Source organism: Mesorhizobium sp. C120A (assembly GCF_030323105.1).
Lineage (GTDB): Bacteria > Pseudomonadota > Alphaproteobacteria > Rhizobiales > Rhizobiaceae > Mesorhizobium.
The window spans coordinates 793,016-810,534 of the sequence record NZ_CP100476.1 but is presented as its reverse complement, the minus strand read 5'-3'; the positions used below and the strand labels follow the sequence as shown (position 1 = coordinate 810,534).

15 protein-coding genes are annotated in these 17,519 nt (G+C 61.4%); 3 read left to right on the top strand and 12 right to left on the bottom strand.

From position 1 onward, the window contains the following. Positions 1-6: 6 nt before the first annotated feature. The 3 genes from NL532_RS03990 to NL532_RS03980 all read right to left on the bottom strand — a co-directional run bounded on the left by NL532_RS03990 (position 7) and on the right by NL532_RS03980 (position 2,860). Entirely contained in the window at positions 7-1,350 is a 1,344-nt protein-coding gene (locus NL532_RS03990; RefSeq protein ID WP_023829863.1) for a hypothetical protein, read from the bottom strand. 29 nt (positions 1,351-1,379) lie between these two features. Continuing rightward, a complete protein-coding gene (locus tag NL532_RS03985) occupies positions 1,380-1,901 on the bottom strand; it encodes a GNAT family N-acetyltransferase (RefSeq protein WP_023829864.1) in 522 nt (173 codons plus the stop codon). Positions 1,902-2,038: 137 nt separating this feature from the next. Beyond that, positions 2,039-2,860, bottom strand: a complete 822-nt coding sequence (locus tag NL532_RS03980; protein WP_023685079.1) for a hypothetical protein — start codon at positions 2,858-2,860, stop codon at positions 2,039-2,041. 298 nt (positions 2,861-3,158) lie between these two features. Here NL532_RS03980 and NL532_RS03975 point away from each other — a divergent pair, with 298 nt between their 5' ends. Beyond that, the gene (locus tag NL532_RS03975) at positions 3,159-4,574 is read left to right on the top strand and encodes an adenylate/guanylate cyclase domain-containing protein (protein ID WP_023685078.1); all 1,416 of its coding nucleotides are present in this window, start codon (positions 3,159-3,161) and stop codon (positions 4,572-4,574) included. 15 nt (positions 4,575-4,589) lie between these two features. Here the strand turns inward: NL532_RS03975 and NL532_RS03970 are convergent, their stop codons facing one another. The 7 genes from NL532_RS03970 to NL532_RS03940 all read right to left on the bottom strand — a co-directional run bounded on the left by NL532_RS03970 (position 4,590) and on the right by NL532_RS03940 (position 14,160). Beyond that, positions 4,590-5,069 (bottom strand): class I SAM-dependent methyltransferase, encoded by a 480-nt coding sequence (locus NL532_RS03970; RefSeq protein ID WP_023754929.1) that lies wholly within the window; start codon positions 5,067-5,069, stop codon positions 4,590-4,592. Positions 5,070-5,216: 147 nt separating this feature from the next. After that, a complete protein-coding gene (locus tag NL532_RS03965) occupies positions 5,217-6,398 on the bottom strand; it encodes an ABC transporter permease (RefSeq protein WP_031196756.1) in 1,182 nt (393 codons plus the stop codon). After that, positions 6,395-7,393 carry an ABC transporter permease gene (locus NL532_RS03960; protein WP_023672136.1) on the bottom strand — a complete coding sequence of 333 codons (999 nt, stop codon included), beginning with the start codon at positions 7,391-7,393 and terminating at the stop codon, positions 6,395-6,397. Before NL532_RS03960 ends, NL532_RS03965 begins: the two co-directional genes overlap by 4 nt. A 2-nt stretch (positions 7,394-7,395) precedes the next feature. Next, complete coding sequence (locus NL532_RS03955) at positions 7,396-9,294, bottom strand: ABC transporter substrate-binding protein (protein ID WP_023827416.1); 1,899 nt, start codon at positions 9,292-9,294, stop codon at positions 7,396-7,398. Next, positions 9,291-11,186 carry an ABC transporter ATP-binding protein gene (locus NL532_RS03950; RefSeq protein WP_023829865.1) on the bottom strand — a complete coding sequence of 632 codons (1,896 nt, stop codon included), beginning with the start codon at positions 11,184-11,186 and terminating at the stop codon, positions 9,291-9,293. Before NL532_RS03950 ends, NL532_RS03955 begins: the two co-directional genes overlap by 4 nt. A gap of 151 nt (positions 11,187-11,337) precedes the next feature. After that, positions 11,338-12,678 (bottom strand): adenylate/guanylate cyclase domain-containing protein, encoded by a 1,341-nt coding sequence (locus NL532_RS03945; protein WP_023829866.1) that lies wholly within the window; start codon positions 12,676-12,678, stop codon positions 11,338-11,340. A 303-nt stretch (positions 12,679-12,981) separates the two neighbouring features. After that, entirely contained in the window at positions 12,982-14,160 is a 1,179-nt protein-coding gene (locus NL532_RS03940; RefSeq protein ID WP_027050460.1) for a DUF3095 domain-containing protein, read from the bottom strand. Positions 14,161-14,234: 74 nt separating this feature from the next. Here NL532_RS03940 and NL532_RS03935 point away from each other — a divergent pair, with 74 nt between their 5' ends. Both NL532_RS03935 and NL532_RS03930 read left to right on the top strand, forming a co-directional pair. After that, positions 14,235-15,323: a glycosyltransferase family 4 protein gene (locus NL532_RS03935; protein WP_023829867.1), complete on the top strand. Its 1,089-nt coding sequence runs from the start codon at positions 14,235-14,237 to the stop codon at positions 15,321-15,323. Further along, positions 15,320-16,078, top strand: coding sequence for a polysaccharide deacetylase family protein (locus NL532_RS03930; RefSeq protein ID WP_023685073.1), 759 nt, complete (start codon positions 15,320-15,322; stop codon positions 16,076-16,078). Before NL532_RS03935 ends, NL532_RS03930 begins: the two co-directional genes overlap by 4 nt. A 1-nt stretch (position 16,079) precedes the next feature. On the opposite strand, the gene NL532_RS03925 is transcribed toward NL532_RS03930, so the two are convergent. Next, the gene (locus NL532_RS03925) at positions 16,080-16,931 is read right to left on the bottom strand and encodes an MBL fold metallo-hydrolase (RefSeq protein ID WP_023687624.1); all 852 of its coding nucleotides are present in this window, start codon (positions 16,929-16,931) and stop codon (positions 16,080-16,082) included. Positions 16,932-17,042: 111 nt separating this feature from the next. Beyond that, a complete protein-coding gene (locus NL532_RS03920; protein WP_023672144.1) occupies positions 17,043-17,510 on the bottom strand; it encodes a cyclic nucleotide-binding domain-containing protein in 468 nt (155 codons plus the stop codon). Positions 17,511-17,519: the final 9 nt, after the last annotated feature.

The window sequence follows — 17,519 nt, the reverse complement described above, 5'->3', positions numbered from 1 at the left end:
GCCGGGTCAGAGGCCTGAGGCCCGGCCGATCTTGCGCCATCGGGCGTTTTCGCGGACCGGTTTCAGGTCATCGGTCGTCTCGGCAAATGTCCGCAACCGGTATTGCCGCAGCAGGTCCGGGAAGAGCGCTCCTTCCGGCAGGCTGGCAAGCTGCTCGCGGACCGAGATCTTTTCATCGATGACCCGCATGCCCCAGGCATTTTCCCGAACCTGCAGCTCGGCGGCCAGATCGCGCTCTTCTGGCGCGTTTTCATCAAGCGCAGCCAGCAGGATCGAGTGGAAAAGCGCGACATAGCCAATCTGTCTCAGGCCGCCCACAACCCGCACGCGCGGCAATATGGCAAGGGCGAGGAACATCAGGAACAAGTCCGGCAAAAGCATGCCGTCGAGCAGTGCCTGCTGGAGATGCGGCCGCTCGAACAGGATGGAAAGACCATGCGGCCTGTCAGGCTCGATCAGCCGCCCGTTCTCGAGGACGAGCTTGCGCACGCGCTGCTCGCGGATCCCCCAGAAATAGGCCGTGGCATTGGGCAGGAACCTGCCAAATGGGCCCGATGCGGCTTCTTGCAAGGCATGGTCGAGACGCCGGCGCCTTGGGGGCTTGAGGAGCAGCCTGGAAAGAAGACTGCCTTCATCTTCCAGATGCCGCGCCACGACAGTCGCGGCCAGCCTATCATCGACGAAAACCGGCCGGGCCATGCCGGAACGATCCCAATCGGCGACCAGATCCTCGTTGAGTTCTGTCAGCGCATCGGCGGCTGTTGCAAATACCTTGCCCTGGCTGGCAAGCAGCGTGCCCAGCCAGCTTCTGGCATCCGTCTCATTGCCCACCGTTTCGAGCGCGCGCCCGTTGAGGGTAACGGGACCGGCCGCGCAGGCGCTTTTGCGGCACAGTTTGTGGCGCCCCATGCCAAACAAATTGACCTTGTCGTCGCCGACATCGAGCCATCCCGGCCCCTCCCGGCCGGTTGTCTCCATGGTCATCGTCGTTCCCATGAAGCCGAAAAAAGCCGACAGCCCGTTTTCGACCGCGCCGAGCCAGGCAAGCAGCAGGGCATCGAAGGTGATGCGATCCATCAGAAGCAGGCAGTGCAGGCCGGACTGGATAACCGGTCTGTGGTCGAATTCGTCGAGGGCCTTGTCGATCGCTTCGGGCTGCATGATCGCACCGAGGCGCTGCTGCAGGACGTCGCGCAGGATCGAGCGGGCAGCGATCGACGGGGCCGATCCAGGCCTTGCCACCGGCCGCCACAGATGGCGGGCATAATCGGAAACCGGCGCATTCCAGTTCTGCTCGATGTCACGCACGACCTCCGGGCAGAGCAGCGACAGCACAGCCAAAATGTCCACCGGAGGCGCAGGGGCAGGGACGGCGGTCATCAGAACCGCAGCCGGGCCATGCTCAGGAGGTCGTGGTACTGCCCGTCGGTAAAACCGGCCTTCACATGCCGTCCCTCGACCTCGAAGCCGTGGCTTGTGTAGAGACGGATGGCCGGTTCGTTGTCGGCATAGACAGTCAACTCGACCCGCTTCAGGGCGCGCCAGTTGTCGGCCACGTCAAGCAGCGCGCCAAGGATGGCAGAGCCGATGCCTCTGCCGACAAAGCCATCGTCAAGGCCGATATTGATCTCGCCTATATGCGAGCGGCGCGGCGAACCCTGCGCGACCAGGCTGCCATGGCCGACAACCTTGCCGTCCAGCTCCACAACGATCCAGGTGGTTTCCGGGCCGGACTTGGCGATGCGCCGCTCCACCTGCTCCACCATCTCGAACGGCATCCTGAGCGTGCCCCAGCGGAACCCCGGCATATTGAAGATAGCGCACAGCGCCTCGGCATCGCTTGGCCGGACGGCCCGGAGCTGCGGCTGGATTTTCTCGGATAAGGAGGTCGTGCTGGTCATGGCTTTCCCGCCTAACGCAATTTCAGGAAAAGTGTGAGCGGTTTTCCGTCCGGAATTGCGTCAGAACAAAGCGACAGAGGCAATATGCCCGGCACGATGCACCGGACGTCACCTGAAAATCCAGCCGTCTCTGCGACCTATGCCGATTGCGCGGCAAAATGCCGGGGGGCGGCGCAGAGTTTGAGGATACCGCTGATGCCGATCCAGCCGAAAAGGGCGAGCCAGCACAATGTCCCGGCCGCCGTCCAGTCGATCCGGTGCACGGCAGCGTCGGTAATGAAGAGGCCAAGAACAGCAAGCAGGCCAACCAGAAACTGCGCCAGGCCGAGCACCAGCAATTCCTCACGCGGTGCACTTCTCCAGACGAGATAGGTGCCGCCGGCGCCGGCGAGGAAGATGGCGCTGTAGACCTGGGCGTGGAAGGCATCGATCGGCCATGGCCAGAAACCACCGAATGTCAGGGGAAACAGCAACAGGCCGACGCCGTAGGCCCCGAGGATCGTCATTTCCACCGGTAGGTAGGCGCGCCATGCGGGGTTCAAGATCACGCCTTTTGCAGAAGGGCGGGCCCTTGCCCGCCACAGGAACAGCCCGGATACCGCGGCTGACGCAAGATAGACCAGAAACCAGAGCCAGGGGGCTTTGCGCTCGAAGTTGAAATAACCGAGATTGATGAACGAAGCCGCCGACACGATGACGGTGAAGATGAAGGCCATGACCAGCACGAGCCTGCCGGGCGACCAGCGATTCCAGACCAGCAGCGCCGCCATCACTGCCATTTCGGCGGTGTAGAAGCCGCCGAGGAAGCGGGCATTGAACGGCGTGACGGCCCAGGGCCAGCGCGGCTTGACCAGCGCAGGCGCGAAAAACAGGCCGGCCCCGACGATCAGGACGATGATGACCCCCGCCGAGAAAAGGCGCAGGGCCGCCGGAAATGGCGGGTTGTCGCGTGTCGGCATGGAGAAAACCCCAGAGATGAATGCCCCATGGGCTATCATAGTTTGGAATTCAACAAATGGAAATTGACCTGTCACCAGGCTTGTCCATTCGAATGGCCGTCCGGTCCGTTTAGCAGTATGATGGAGCGTTCGGGTCGAAGATCGGTCCGGCCAACACGCCTAGAGCCGGATGATTTCAGGTCTGTCCGACCTGAAATCTGAATCCGCCTCTGAATCAGGAAGAGCATGATGTCGTCCGAAGACCGCTTCACACTTTTCGGCATCATGCTCTAGCGGCGCAATTTCCGGAGCCTGCACGATGACCGAAGCTCAGGATCTGTTCTCGCTTCTGCGGCAATCGACCGATGTCGATCCGCAGGCAATCGACGCAATCCGGCAAACCATCGCCGAGGGCAAGGACCGCGAACTTTGCCGCATCAATGCGCTCGCCTTCGCCAGCAAGCATGGCCTCGACGAGGAACGCACCATAAGCGCCTTTCTCCATGCGGCGCGGGTGGGCATCTTCGACATTTCCTGGAATGTTCTGTGCCCCGGCTGTGGCGGCGTGCTCGACACCAACGCCACGCTGAAAACCATGCAGAAGGACGAATACACCTGCGCGCTGTGCTCCCAGGGCTATTCGCCGACCCTCGACGAGATGGTCGAGGTGACATTCACCGTCAGTCCCCGCGTGCGCAGGATTGCCGCCCACAATCCACACGAACTGCCGTTGGTGGAATATTACCGCCAGATCTACTGGGCGTCCGGGGCCGATCTGCCGGACGAGGATCTGGCGGAAAAGATGGAAGCGTTCTCGCTGGAAGATATCGAGCTTGCGCCCGGTGAAAAGGCGGTTCTGCACATCCAGCTTCCGCCCCAATTCATCATCGTGTTCGAGCCGGTCACGCATTCGGCCCAGTTCATCGACGCGAAGGGCGAACCGGCAAAAGAGCGGCGAAACCTCTCTCTGGCCTTCGACCGCGACCATGTCCAGAGCCAGACGCTGGAGATGCAACCCGGCCCATTGCGCATTTCGCTGGAAAACAGGACCGACACGCGCGTGCTGCCGACGGTCTTCATCGCCTGCCCGGTATTGCATGATTTCCTGGGCAAGCGCCGGCCTTTCGTGACCGCCAAGCGCCTGCTCACCAACCAGACGTTCCGGGATCTCTATCGCACGGATACGCTCGACATCAACCAGCGCCTGAAGATCACCAGCCTGACCTTCCTGTTCACCGATCTGCGCGGATCGACCGAGCTTTACGAGCGGGTGGGCGATCTTTCAGCCTTCGATCTCGTGCGCGAGCATTTCCAGGTTCTGCACGAGATCGTCGCGGCGGAGGCAGGCGCGGTTGTGAAGACGATCGGCGATGCGGTGATGGCGACCTTCGCGACGCCTGACCGTGCGATTGCCGCGGCGCTGCGGATGCGCGACGCCATGCGGGCCCTAAATGACAAAAGCGGGCGCGAGGACCTTCTGCTCAAGATCGGTGTTCACGCCGGCCCCTGCATAGCCGTGTCCATGAACGAGCGGCAGGATTATTTCGGCCAGACGGTCAACATTGCTTCGCGGGTCCAGAACCTCGCCAACGCACAGGCGATCTTCGCCACGCGTGCGGTGGTCGACGACAATCTCACCGCCGATCTGTTGCACAGGAACGCGCTGACGCCCGTGCCGCACGAGGTATCGCTGCGCGGCATCGAGCGGGAGATTGCGGTGTACACGATCCCCTGAGGGTTTCTCCGCCCCTTACACGCGCCTGCAGATGAAATAACGATCGGCTGATACCGGCGGCGGCGGCGGGAGCTGTTGCAGAAGAGGGTGATCCAGCGGCGTGCCGCTGACCGCAATGCCGCCGACGCGAAGCAGGCGCGCAATCAGATCGGGAAGCCAGGTAGCGGTCACGGCATCGCGATCTTCGTAGCCGGTGCCGATGTCGGCATGAACAAGGGCGGCGTCGATGCCGATGAACCTCTCCGCCGTCTGGCGAATTTCGCCCAGCACGAGATTTTCAGCGTCGGGAATCGAGCTGGCGTGTGCGGCGAGCACCCGGTCGAACGCCACGATTCGGCGTCCGGGCAGGCGCTCGCGCAGATGGTGGAATGTCCGGCCATTGCCGAGGCCGAGCTCCACCACTGGCCCTTCTATCTTCGCCACCTCAGCGCAGACAAGATCGAGAATGTCGCGCTGTGCGGTCATCCTGCGGATGAAACTGTCGAGGCGACTCATATGCGATTGTATGTCCTGAACCAGCAACCCCGCTCGAGGCTTGCCGCATATAGAGGCGAACGACGAACGCTGCAATAACGCAACCGGCCGCCGACAAGCGTCATACCGGGTGGAGTGTTCGGCAGGCCGCGCGGTGGAACAGCGATATCACTTGTAGGGGTCTGCGGCGTCCCGCAAACCGTCGCCGAGGAAGTTGAACGCCATGATGACGAGGATGACGGGGAGCATCGGCAAAAGCAGCCATGGATAGAACGCGATCACGCTGACGCTGCGCGCCTCGGTGAGCAGGATGCCCCAGCTGGTTATCGGCGCCCTCAAGCCGAGCCCGAGGAAGCTCAGCGCCGTTTCGCCCAGGATCATGCCAGGGATGGAGAGCGTCGCCGTCGCGATCAGATGCGACATGAAGCCGGGAATGAGATGCCGCCTGATGATGCGGCTGCTCCCCGCGCCCATCAACTGCGCGGCCAGAACGTAATCCTCCTCGCGCAAGGCCAGAAGCTTTGAACGCACGGCTCGCGCCAGTCCGGTCCAGTCGAGCAGCCCGAGGATGACGGTGATGCCGAAATAGATCAGGATCGGACTCCACGTTATCGGCATGATCGCCGCCAGGGCCAGCCATAGCGGAATGCTGGGAATCGATTGCAGGACTTCGATTATCCGTTGGACGATCAAGTCGAAGATACCGCCGTGATAGCCGGCCAGTCCGCCGATGACGATGCCGAGCAGGAAGCTGAAACTGATGCCGACGAGGCCGATAGTCAGTGAAATGCGTGCGCCATAGATCATGCGCGAGAGCACGTCGCGCCCCAGCCTGTCGGTGCCGGCCAGAAACAGCTGCCCGTTTTCGGCAGGACAGACAAAATGCCTGTCACCTTCGATCAGGCCCCAGAACCGATAAGTGTCGCCCTTGCAGAAGAAACGGAGCCGCTGAACATCGTCGTGCTTCTCGATGTAGTTCCGCTTGAGCGTGTCCATATCCAGCGTCATCTGGCGGCCATAGACGAACGGCCCGACGAACTCGCCATTGTGGAACAGATGCACGTGCTGCGGCGGCGCATAGATGTAGTCCATGTTGCGCGAGTGCAGATTGTAGGGCGCCAGGAACTCGCAGATAAGTATCCCGGAATACAGCACTGCCAGAAATATGCCGGATATAAGCGCAAGCCGGTGTTTGCGGAATTTCCACCACATCAGCCGCAACTGCGATGCCTGAAAGACCTTCGATTGCTCCGGCGTCATCGCCTCGACCGACTGCAGGTCGAAGGGCGCGCCGGAAATGTAGTGTTGCAGTGGAGCACCCGGAGCGGGCAGCGGCGAGTCCTGCTTCATTTGGTGCTGCCACCCTGCAAACGAATTCGTGGATCAAGCAGCGCCAGCGCCAGGTCGGAAATCAGCACGCCGATGACCGTAAGGAAGGCGAGGAACATCAGGAATGACCCAGCCAGATACATATCCTGGCTTTGCAGCGCCTTGATCAGCATCGGCCCGGTCGTTTCCAATGACAGAACGATAGCCGTGATTTCGGCGCCGGAAATGATGGCAGGCAGGATCGAGCCGATGTCGGAAATGAAGAAATTGAGCGCCATGCGCAGCGGATATTTGACCAGCGCCTTGAACGGATGCAGGCCCTTGGCGCGCGCGGTCACGACATATTGCTTGTGCAGCTCATCGAGCAGATTGGCGCGCAGCCGCCGGATCATGCTCGCCGTGCCGCCGGTGCCGATGATCAGGACCGGGATCCAGAGATGGGCGAGGATCGACTTCGCCTTGGCCCAGCTCATCGGCTCGCCGAGATATTGCTGGTCCATGAGATGGCCGATGGAGGTGCCAAACCAGATGTTGGCGAAATACATCAGGATCAACGCCAGCATGAAATTCGGAATGGCAAGGCCGAGAAGGCCGAAGAAAGTCAGGCCGTAGTCGCCCCAGCTGTATTGATGCGTGGCGGAGTACATGCCGATTGGAAAGGCGATGAGCCAGGTGAAGATGATCGTGACGAAGGAAACCAGCACGGTCAGCCACATTCGGTCGCCGACGACGTCGCGAACCGGCAGCTCATATTCGAAGGAATAGCCGAAATCGCCGTGCAGCATCCCGCCCACCCAGTAGAAGTAGCGAATGACCGGCGGCTGGTCGAAACCATATTCCTTGCGCATCATCTGGATGCGGTCGGAATCCACCGCTTCGCCCTGGGCGCGAAGCTCAGCGACATAGCTGTCGAAATAGTCCCCCGGCGGAAGTTCGATGATGGTGAACACCAGCGCCGATATGACCAGCAGCGTTGGAACCATCACGGCGATGCGCCAGACAAGATATCGAAGCACGCTCAGGAGCCTCCAAGCCAGAATGTGTCCGGCATGTAGACACCGAAATAGGAGGTCGGGTCGTAGCCGTAGAGTGCTTTGTCAGGCAGGTTGCGCAGCCGCGAGGATACCAGAATCGGCTGAAGTGTTTCGTTCACCGTACCGATAGAGAACACCTGATCGGTGTAGATCGACAGCATCGAATTCCAGATTTCGGCGCGCTCGCTGGATTCGGTCGACCCGTTCCAGCGCTTGAGCAAAGCCATCAACTCGACCACTTCAGGAACATCGGGCGCCTCACCCATCTTGCCATGCGACAGATAGTAAGCGCCCCAGAGCGGCCATTGCAGCTGGTCGTCGATGGTGGGGGCCAGCTGGTATGGATTCATGTCGGCGGTCGGCACGCCATTGTCGATGCCCGACGACATCGACATCAGGATCTGGCCGCCAAGCGCGCGGCTGCGGAAGATGTCGCGCTGCGAAGTCCGGATGAACAAAGCGATGCCGATCTTGCGCCAGTGATCGGTGATGAGTTCGAGCGCATCGGTTTCCAGCGTGCTTTCGCCGGCTGTTTCCACGATGATCTGCGCCGGGCGTCCATCGGGAAGTAGCCGCAGGCCGTCATCGTCACGGGCCTGAAGCCCGACCTCGTCAAGCAGCGCATTGGCCTGGTCGGGATCGTGGGCGATCCAGGCTTTCGCGAATTCCGGCCGGTAGAGCGGGCTCTCCGGCAAGACCGTGTCGGCGCTTTCCTGCGCCAATCCGTAGAAGACGGCCATGTTGATCTCGCGACGGTCGACAGCGAGCGAAAGGGCGCGTCGCACGCGCACGTCACGCAAAAGGCCGCGCCACACCGGGTCGGCACAATTCAGATTTGGCATGAGCGCCAGCCGCGAACCCTGTGTGCGTTTCCACAGATGCATCTTCACCGGGTAGCGCTTCTCCGCGTCCTTCAGGAAGGAGTAATCGCTGAAGTCGATTCCCATGCATTGCAGGTCGCTCTCGCCCGCACCGGTCTTGGCGGAGATGATCGCCGACGAGCTGACATTCATGATGATCCGGTCGACATAGGGCAGTTGCCGGCCGTTCTCGTCTGTTCGATGAAAGAACGGGTTGCGCTCGAAGATGAACTGCTCGGCCGGCGGCTTGGTCCGGTTCTGCCAGGGGTCGAGTGTCGGCAGATCCGGGTTCTCCGGGCGATACTGCCGCGACATGCGGATGTGCAGCAGCGTCCATTTTGCGGTCCGGTTCTCCTTCATCAGGCCGGCGAGCCGGAATGGATCCTGATATTTCTTGTGGAACTGCTTGAGATAGGCGGCCGGCAAAACAAGCGGTGTCGGCGAAGCAGCGGCAAGCTTGGGCAGGAAGTCGGGATTGGGCGCATCCCAACTGTAGCGCACCGTCAACGGATCGACGATCTCGAAACGTGGCGGCTTGCCGTCCGCCAGCAGGGCAGGGGCGAGCCCGCCTTGCGAAAGCTCATCGTTCAGCCACACATCTTCCCAGCAATAACGAAAATCCTCCGGCGTCAGCAGGCTGCCGTCTGACCATTTATGGCCTTCACGAATCTTGAACGTGAAGACGCGATCATCCTTTACGTCGAAACTTTCGAGAATGTCGGCCTGAAAGTTAAGCTTTTCGTCATAGCCGACCAGCCGGGAATACCCGTAGATCGTCATCATCCGGATATCTTTCTGGCTGCCGATGATCGTACGCAGCGTGCCGCCATACTGGCCGGGCTGCCGGCCCATCGCGGCGAGGTTCAACGCGCGCGGGCTTTTGGGCAGGCGCTCCGCGAGTGGCGGCAGAGCCCTGGCTTTCAGCTGCGGCTGAAGAAAATCCGGCTCCAGATCGCCGGCGCGCGCCGTGCCCGGCAGAAATGCCGAAGCCATGAGACCAAGGACAGTGCGGCGGCTGATCAATGGCGTAACTCGCTGACATCGGCCGAACGTCGGGCCAGCACGAGATGGCCGCCGCCGAGATCGAGCGGCGACAGCATATCCTCTTCGCCCTCGTCGCGGAATTGCGGGCCCCATGCGCTGGTGTCGGAAGCGCCGCCGAGCTTCAGCGTCTTGAAATCCATGGGCCGGTCGAGATCGGGGAAAGGGACTGCGGCGAGCAGCGAGCGCGTGTAGGGGTGGATCGGTTTCCTGAGCAGAATTTCGCGCGGTGCAAGCTCGACGATACGCCCGCCGCACATCACCGCGATGCGGTCCGCCATGTAGTCCACCACCGCCAGATTGTGGGATATGAACAGGTAGGTCAGGCCCAGTTCCTTCTGCAGGTCCTTCAGAAGGTTCAGGATCTGCGCCTGCACGGAGACATCGAGCGCCGAAACCGGCTCGTCGCAGATCAGCAGTTCAGGCCCCAGCGCCAAGGCGCGCGCAATGCCGATACGCTGACGCTGCCCGCCGGAGAAGCTGTGGGGATAACGCTGGATGAAGCGCGGATCGAGCCCGATTGCCTGCATCAGGCTCTTGACTGTGGCTAGCCGGGACGCGGCATTGCCACGTTGATGGATTTCCAGTGGCTCGCTCAAGATGTTTTCCACGGTCATGCGAGGCGAAAGCGACGAGACCGGATCCTGGAAAACCATCTGGAGTTTCGCCCGCAGCAAGCGCAGGGCGTCTCCCTCGGCTTCCAGGACGTCGATCGGTCCGTCGCGGCCGTTGAAGATCACGGAGCCGCCGGTAGGGGTGACGGCCCGCATCAGGATCTTGCTGACGGTGGTTTTGCCGCAACCGCTTTCGCCAACCAGGCCCAGGCACTCACCTCGCCTGATGTCGAAGCTGACGCCGTCCACGGCGCGAACAGAGGTCTGATGGCTCCCGCTGAACCATCCGGAGTTGCGGATGGTGTAGACCTTTTTCAGATCCCTGACCGACAGCAGAATGTCGTCCGGCCCCTTCGCTTCCGGCGCCGTCTGCTTGCCCAGCAGGGTCCCGACATTCACCGGCACCTCGCGGAGCGCCTTCAGTCTTTCGCCAGGCTTCAGGTCGAAATGCGGAACGGCTGCCATGAGGCCCTTCAGGTAAGGGTGGCCTGGCCGGCGGAATATTGCCTCCACAGGGCCTGCTTCCATGATCTCGCCATGGTACATGACGACCACCTCGTCGGCGACATTGGCGACCACGCCGAGGTCGTGCGTGATCAGCAGCATTGCCATGTTGAGCTTGGTCTGGAGCCCACGAAGCAATTGCAGGATTTGCGCCTGGATGGTGACGTCCAACGCCGTCGTCGGCTCATCGGCGATCAACAGAGCGGGCCGGCAGATAAGCGCCATGGCGATCATAGCGCGTTGCCGCAATCCTCCCGAAAGTTCAAATGGATACATGTCGTAGGCGCGCTTGGGATTGGGAAACCCGACGAGGCCGAGCATTTCCTCGGTCCGTGCCTTGCGCTCCGTCCTATCCATGTGCGTATGAATCTGCAGGGATTCGCTGACCTGGTTGCCGATCGTGTGCAGCGGCGACAGCGATGTCATCGGCTCCTGAAAGATCTTGCCGATGCGGCTGCCTCTCAACGCCCGGATTTCGGGTCCGTCTCGCGGCATCTGCAGGATATCCTGCGTCGTGCCGGGCTTTTTGGGATCGGAAAACAGGATACGGCCGCGAACATGGGCCGTGTTCGGCAAGATGCCCATCACGGCCTGGCTGAGAACCGATTTTCCGGAACCGGACTCACCGACAAGTGCGGTGACCTTGCCGGGCAGGACGCGAAGATTTGCCCGCCTGACGGCATGCAACGGTCCCCCGACAATGGCAAAAGAGATGCCAATATCCTCGATCCGCAGCAGATCAACGCCTGCATCCATTCCCACACCAGCCCCAATCTGGCGCCTCCCGACCGGCCCCAAAAAGCAAGACTAGCGCATTGTCAGCGCAGAGCAACTTGGATTCGAAACGAATTCCCCGGCGACCGGCGGCCGGACAGCATACCAGGGCGTCCAGATCGGATGGTGGTGACTACTGGAGCTTCCTCCGGTCGCCCGCCGACAGCCGCGCGGCATCGCGATGAAGCAGCATGACCTGCTCGGCGTCCGATATCCGATCGTGAAACGGCTGCAGCGCACCGTCTTCATCGAGTGCGAGAGCACCCGACAGATCGGGTGAAAGCACCGTCAGCTTCTGCTTGCTGCCCGCCAGTTCCTCCTCGCCGAGCGTCAGCCAGCTGTTGGCCCCGCAATAGCCGGCGAAGTCCTTGCTGGCGAGAACGCTGTGCGGATATTTCTTGGTCAGGGTCTGGAGACGCTGGACCTCGTTTACAGCCGAGCCGAAGACGGAGAATGTGAGTCGGTCGGTAAGCCCGACATTGCCGAACATCACATTGCCGACATGCAGGCCGATACCAAATTTTATGTCGCCCAGTCCTTGCTCTTTTCTGCGCAGATTGAGCTCCATCATGCGCATGCTGGCCTTGTGCGCAGCCGCAAGAGCAGCCTGGCAGGCGATCTCTGACTGCGCCCGGTGCCTTTCGCAGGGGTAGACGGCAATGAATCCATCCCCCAGGAAACTCATGATCTGCCCGCCTTTGCGATTGAAAGGTGCTGCGATGGCATCGAAAAACTGGTTCAGCGTATCGATATAGACTTCGCGGCCGGAGGTTTCGGCGAGCCTTGTCGACCCGCGCATATCGCCCATCACCAGCGCGGCCCGGATTGTGTCGCCCTCGCCGCGCTTGATCTGGCCGTCCAGCACGCGCCTGCCGGCGTCACCGCCGAGATACGTGGTCATCATGTTGTCGGCGAGCTTGGTGAGCACCGCCATCTTGCTTGCTATGGCGAGATGGTTCTGGATCCGCAGCAGCGCCGAAATCATGCTGTCGCTGAAGCCTGAAGCACTGTCGGTGGACCAGGACCCCAACATGCCCTGACTTGTATCGCCGTTGAAGGGATGGACGAAAGCCATGTAATCGGTGACGCCCATAAGCCTGAGCTCATCGAAAACAGGAAACTCCGACCGCACCGACGGGTCGAGCCGGCGCCGCAGATGGTCGAGCTTGTTGCTGAGCAGATGGTAGTATGGGCTGGTCAGGAATCTGTCGGAATGGACGCCGTTCTCACTCCGGAAGCCTTCCACTTCCAGGCCTTGGCCGCGAATCCAGGTGAAACCGAGCGCGTCATAAAGCGGATGCAGCATCGAAAAGCTCAAATGCACCCGCTTCAGCGGCAGGCCGGCAGCAGCCAGCCGTTCACAAAAACCCTTGACCAATGTTTCCAGGTCGTCGCCCGCCAGCGCCGATTGGGTCAGCCAATCGGCAACCTTATCCATGAGAATGTTGGAAATTTCTGCTTGCGCTGTGCTCATGCTATCTCGAAACCCGTCGAAGACGAGCCATCTCCTTTGATCCGCAAAATTCTCGAAGTCAATGAAGCCGGCTTCGGGGGCAGAAGCCGGCGAAGAATATCCCGAATGACTGTCCTTGCAGGAAGCAAGCAGACGTCGACCGCACAAATCACCTGCAACACTATGTGGCGAGGCTGCCGGCGAAGTGCAATCCCGATCCTGACATCGCGCAAATAATTGGTCGGCTCAGGCACCGTTGGGCTCGCCGGGTCCCAAGAACCATGGCCGCGGCGCATTGCGGAAAATCGATTCCCCAAGCCGTCATCAGACCGGCGCCTTCGCCTTCAGGCTTGCGGCAGCCATTGCATAGCCGCCGGCGGCGCCATCGATGAAGTGAACATGATCGCGCTGCAGCGGCGAGATGACGAGGCATGTCATCAAGGCCGACTTCTGGCGGTGCAGGCCATAGTTGCAGATGCCGGCCTCTTCCGCTTGTTTCAGCCGGTTCTCGATCCGCTGCAACACATCCGCGTCGACGTCGATGGTCATCTTCAAGCCGTCGTCGAACTTGCGGAAATCCGAATTGCTGGCCACCTCGCGCTTGTAGACCTTCGGATCGAAACCGCCGATCGTCCAGCCCAATTTGTCGGTGACGGCCGTAAGCGTCATCAGGAAGATCACCCACAGCTTGGCCAGCCACCGCCGCCCCGGCGGCGCCGTGGCCCGTGCCTCGACATCGAGACCGGCGGGCAAGAGACTATAGGCCGGACCGTCCACCGGCACCGGGTGGCCATCGCGCTCCTGCCTGCCGGCAAGGGTGATGATGTCGGAAGCCAGAAACTGGAAACCACGCAAGTCGCGCGATGCCCCCGGCACGGCTATGATCGAGACAATTTCGCCATGCCGGGCTTCGATCGGGTTCCAGCGGCAGGAGAGGCCCGTCAGATCCGGCCGCGCGCCGGCCGGGGCGGGGTCGACGCGGTAGCGCCCGGCTTTCATTTCGGCTTCCGCCCAACTGCCGCCGCCGCCGGCGAACATGGCATAGAAGGCTGCTTCGGAGGCCTGGAACCTCGCCACGCGAACGTCGAGGCCTTGCGCTCTTATGTCCTTTATCGGCACGATTGCGGCACGCAAGGTCAGGTCCAGTTCGTCCGCCACCCATCTCTGGACAGAAGCCAGCGCGTTACGGGCGATCTCCAGCGCCGAGCCGGGAAACGCCACGAGCGCGCCGTCGCCGCCGAAGACGAAGGGAAGATCTTGCCGGCCCAGTGCATTGAGCAGCGCCGAAATGACGCTGGCGCCGGCCATATTGACGGTTTTGTAGCGCCCGGCTTCGATCGCCTTGGTCGAGCCGACGATGTCGGCGGTGGCCAGCGCCCAGCCATCGGGGAGAGGCCGATAGTTGTCGATATCGGCAACGCTTTCGAACTTTGCGAAGACCGGCAAAGAAGCGACGAACGGGTCGGACGCGACAGCTGTTTCCATAAGCATCAGATAGCACATTCCAGCGCTTGAAGGTGAAGTCGATCATGCCTCGAAATTGACTTGGGCAGGCTTTGCGATGATAGGATCGCGCGATGCGAATTGCCTTCTACGCCCCGCTGAAGTCGCCCAATCATCCCGTTGTCTCCGGCGACCGCCAGATGGCACGGATGCTGGTCCAGGCGCTGCAGCATGGCGGGCATAGCGTCGAACTGGCATCGGAGTTGCGCTTCTATCTACGCCAGCCGGAACCGAAAAGTTTCGATGCGCTCATGATCGAGGCCCGGGACGAAGCCGCGCGACTGACAAGGCTTTGGGACCGTGACGGCAAGCCCGATCTCTGGTTCTCCTATCATCCCTACTACAAGGCGCCCGACCTGATCGGGCCCGAGCTGGCGTTGGCCTTTGCCGTCCCCTATGTGACGGCCGAAGCCTCCTATTCCGAACGGCGCAACGCCGGTTCGTGGGCCGATAGCCAAGCATTGGTCGCGCGAGCCATCGAACAGGCGGCGCTGAACATCTGCTTCACGCAAAGGGATCGCCAGGGGCTGGCGGATGCTGTCCCCCACGCCGCTCTCGGTATGCTTTCACCCTTCATCGACACATCGGCATTCCACGAAATGCCGGTACTGGATTATCCGACGCGCCTCGTGACCGTCGCCATGATGCGCCCGGGCGACAAGGTCTTGAGCTATCGCATGCTGGCGCAGGCGCTCGGGTTGATCGGCCATCTCCCCTGGACGCTATCGGTCGTCGGGGACGGACCTGCCCGTGACGAGGTAAAGGCGCAATTCGCCGGCTTGCCCGCCGACCGTATCGAATGGCTTGGCGCGATTGAGCCGGTCGCCGTGCCGGATGTCCTCTATCGCGGGGGAATCTACGTCTGGCCGGGTTACGGCGAGGCCTATGGCATTGCCTATCTTGAAGCACAGGCCGCCGGCCTTCCGGTGGTGGCTCAGGACATTGCCGGCGTGCCGGAGGTCGTGCGGCATGGCCAGACCGGGCTTCTCACCCCGCCGGGCGATGTGGGGGCGTTCGCTTCGGCCATCGCAAGGCTTCTGGCCAATAATGACGAAAGAACCATCATGGCTGCAGAGGCCAGACGTTTCGTTCTCGAAGAACGCTCTCTCGGTGCTGCAAAGGCCCGTCTGGCGGAACTTCTCAAGATGATCCCGTTGTCATGACGTCCGACCCGATTTGGCAGCCTCTGGTGGACGAGCTGGCGCATCGGCAACGGTGGGGCCGCAAGGCAGAGTTCTGGCTGCGCGACGACGACGCCGTGGATCCGACGCCGGCGCTCGATCGGTTGCTCGACCTCACCGGTGACTTCGCGGTTCCGGTCACTCTGGCCGTCATTCCGGCCCAGACCGACGGGAAGCTTGTCGTCCGGCTTGACGCCGCGCCGCATGCCACGGTCGCCATTCATGGCTGGGCGCACCGAAATCATGCGCCCGAGGGTCAAAAAAAGCAGGAGCTCGGCGCGCATCGGCCACGCGAGGTGGTGCTGGATGAGCTGGCCGGCGGGCTGTCGCGCGTAACAGGCCTGCACGGCGCACGTGCGGTTCCGATGCTGGTGCCGCCCTGGAACCGGATCGACGCCGGCCTGGTACCCGACCTCGGATCGATAGGATTTGCGGCATTGTCGGTGTTCGGGCCGCCAAGGCCGGCTTCCTTGGCGGTCATCAACAGCAATGTCGACATCATGGATTGGCATGGCACGCGCGGCTGCCGCGATCATGGTCTGTTGGTTCAGGCCATCGTCGCGCAATTGCAGCGTGCATTCGACGGCGGCGAACCGGTCGGCCTGCTCACCCACCATCTCGTCCATGATGAATCGGCATGGCTTTTCCTCGAACGGCTGTTCACGATCACCGCGCGGACCGAAGCCTGCGCATGGCTTCCGATCAGCACATTGACCGAACGCAGCGCCGGAAAATAGCTCAGCGCTTTTTGTGCAAGACTGGAAATGTGAGCGTCTGGCCATCCCGCGCCGCAAAAGCGCCGGCAAACCTGTCCTTGGCCAGTTTCTCCATCTCGTCCAGCTCATCGTCGGTGCGTGCCGGATCGTGGTGAAACAGCGCAAGCCCGCGCGCGCCGGCCGCCTCGCAGAGCTTGACGCCCTGTTGCCATGTCGAGTGCCCGTTGCCGCGGTAGCGCTCCATTTCCTCCTCGGTGTAGGTGCAGTCGTAAATGACGAGGTCGGCATCTCTGATCAGGCCGAGCACCGCCTGGTCGAGTTTGCCCGGCTCGTGCTCGGTGTCTGTGATGACCGCCACGACGCGGCCCCCCCATTCGACCCGGTAGCCGATGCAGCCGCCCGGATGGGTAAGACTACCGGTTCGTACAACAACTCCTTCGCGTGGCCGAAGCAGGTCTCCGGATGCGAAATCGCGGCAGTCGAGGCTCGCCTTGCAGACACCGAGTGTCACCGGAAACCATGGCGGCCGAATGAATTCATCGACCATCTGCCGCGTCGTCATGCGTCCAGCGAGATGCCCGGACCAAAGCGTAACTTTGATGCCTCGTTCATAAATAGGCTTGAAAGCCGGCAGCCCGATGATGTGATCGTAATGGCAATGGGTAAAAAACAGGTCGAAATCGGTGACGCCCGACGCTCGAAGCGTCCTGCCGGCAGGCCGCAGGCCGGAGCCCGCGTCGAACAGAAGCGTATGATTGCCGCATTGCATCTCGATGCAGATCGTGTTGCCGCCATAGCGAGCAAATTCTGGCCCCGACACCGCAATGCTGCCGCGCACGCCCCAAAACCTGACAAGGAAGAAATCGTCGTCCATGCACCCTTTCGCCCATCGTAGCCAACCAACTGCTGCCAGAGTCGTTCCAGGAAAGGTGTGACACGGTTCCGGAAACTGCATCCAAACAAAGAAACAGAGCGGCTCGCCGCTTCAGTGCAACTGTGAATCGCTCTCGGCCGTTCGTGCGTCGATCAGGTCCGCGGTCGTACTGCTTAGCCTATCGGCAAGAACCCGCAATATCTCGATGGTCATTTCGGGAAACTCCTTCATAAGCCTCAGGAAATGGTCCTTGCGGATTCTCAAGGCCTCCAGCTCACTTGCCGCTTTGACGGTGGCAGTACGGGAGCTGTTGCACAATATGGCAATCTCGCCAACGATCGAATTTGGCAGCAATTCGGCAACTTTGATCGGCCCATTGTCGGAATCGACCAGAATATCCGCGCTGCCAGAAAGGATGACATAGGCGGCGTCTGCCTCGTCGCCCTGCCGGAAAAGAATCTGGCCGGCACTGTAGTTCACGCGATCGGACGTGAACGCGAGCAGCTTGAGCTTTGTCGGCTCGATGCCAGAGAACAAGGGAACGCGTTGCAGCATTCCAACTTCATCCTTGAGCAGCATTGTCGCAAA

Coding starts and splice junctions, on each gene's coding strand:
- NL532_RS03985 (WP_023829864.1), bottom strand. CDS start 1,901: ATGACCAGCACGACCTCCTTATCCGAGAAAATCCAGCCGCAGCTCCGG.
- NL532_RS03980 (WP_023685079.1), bottom strand. CDS start 2,860: ATGCCGACACGCGACAACCCGCCATTTCCGGCGGCCCTGCGCCTTTTC.
- NL532_RS03975 (WP_023685078.1), top strand. CDS start 3,159: ATGACCGAAGCTCAGGATCTGTTCTCGCTTCTGCGGCAATCGACCGAT.
- NL532_RS03970 (WP_023754929.1), bottom strand. CDS start 5,069: ATGAGTCGCCTCGACAGTTTCATCCGCAGGATGACCGCACAGCGCGAC.
- NL532_RS03965 (WP_031196756.1), bottom strand. CDS start 6,398: ATGAAGCAGGACTCGCCGCTGCCCGCTCCGGGTGCTCCACTGCAACAC.
- NL532_RS03950 (WP_023829865.1), bottom strand. CDS start 11,186: ATGGATGCAGGCGTTGATCTGCTGCGGATCGAGGATATTGGCATCTCT.
- NL532_RS03945 (WP_023829866.1), bottom strand. CDS start 12,678: ATGAGCACAGCGCAAGCAGAAATTTCCAACATTCTCATGGATAAGGTT.
- NL532_RS03940 (WP_027050460.1), bottom strand. CDS start 14,160: ATGTGCTATCTGATGCTTATGGAAACAGCTGTCGCGTCCGACCCGTTC.
- NL532_RS03935 (WP_023829867.1), top strand. CDS start 14,235: ATGCGAATTGCCTTCTACGCCCCGCTGAAGTCGCCCAATCATCCCGTT.
- NL532_RS03930 (WP_023685073.1), top strand. CDS start 15,320: ATGACGTCCGACCCGATTTGGCAGCCTCTGGTGGACGAGCTGGCGCAT.
- NL532_RS03925 (WP_023687624.1), bottom strand. CDS start 16,931: ATGGACGACGATTTCTTCCTTGTCAGGTTTTGGGGCGTGCGCGGCAGC.
- NL532_RS03920 (WP_023672144.1), bottom strand. CDS start 17,510: ATGCTGCTCAAGGATGAAGTTGGAATGCTGCAACGCGTTCCCTTGTTC.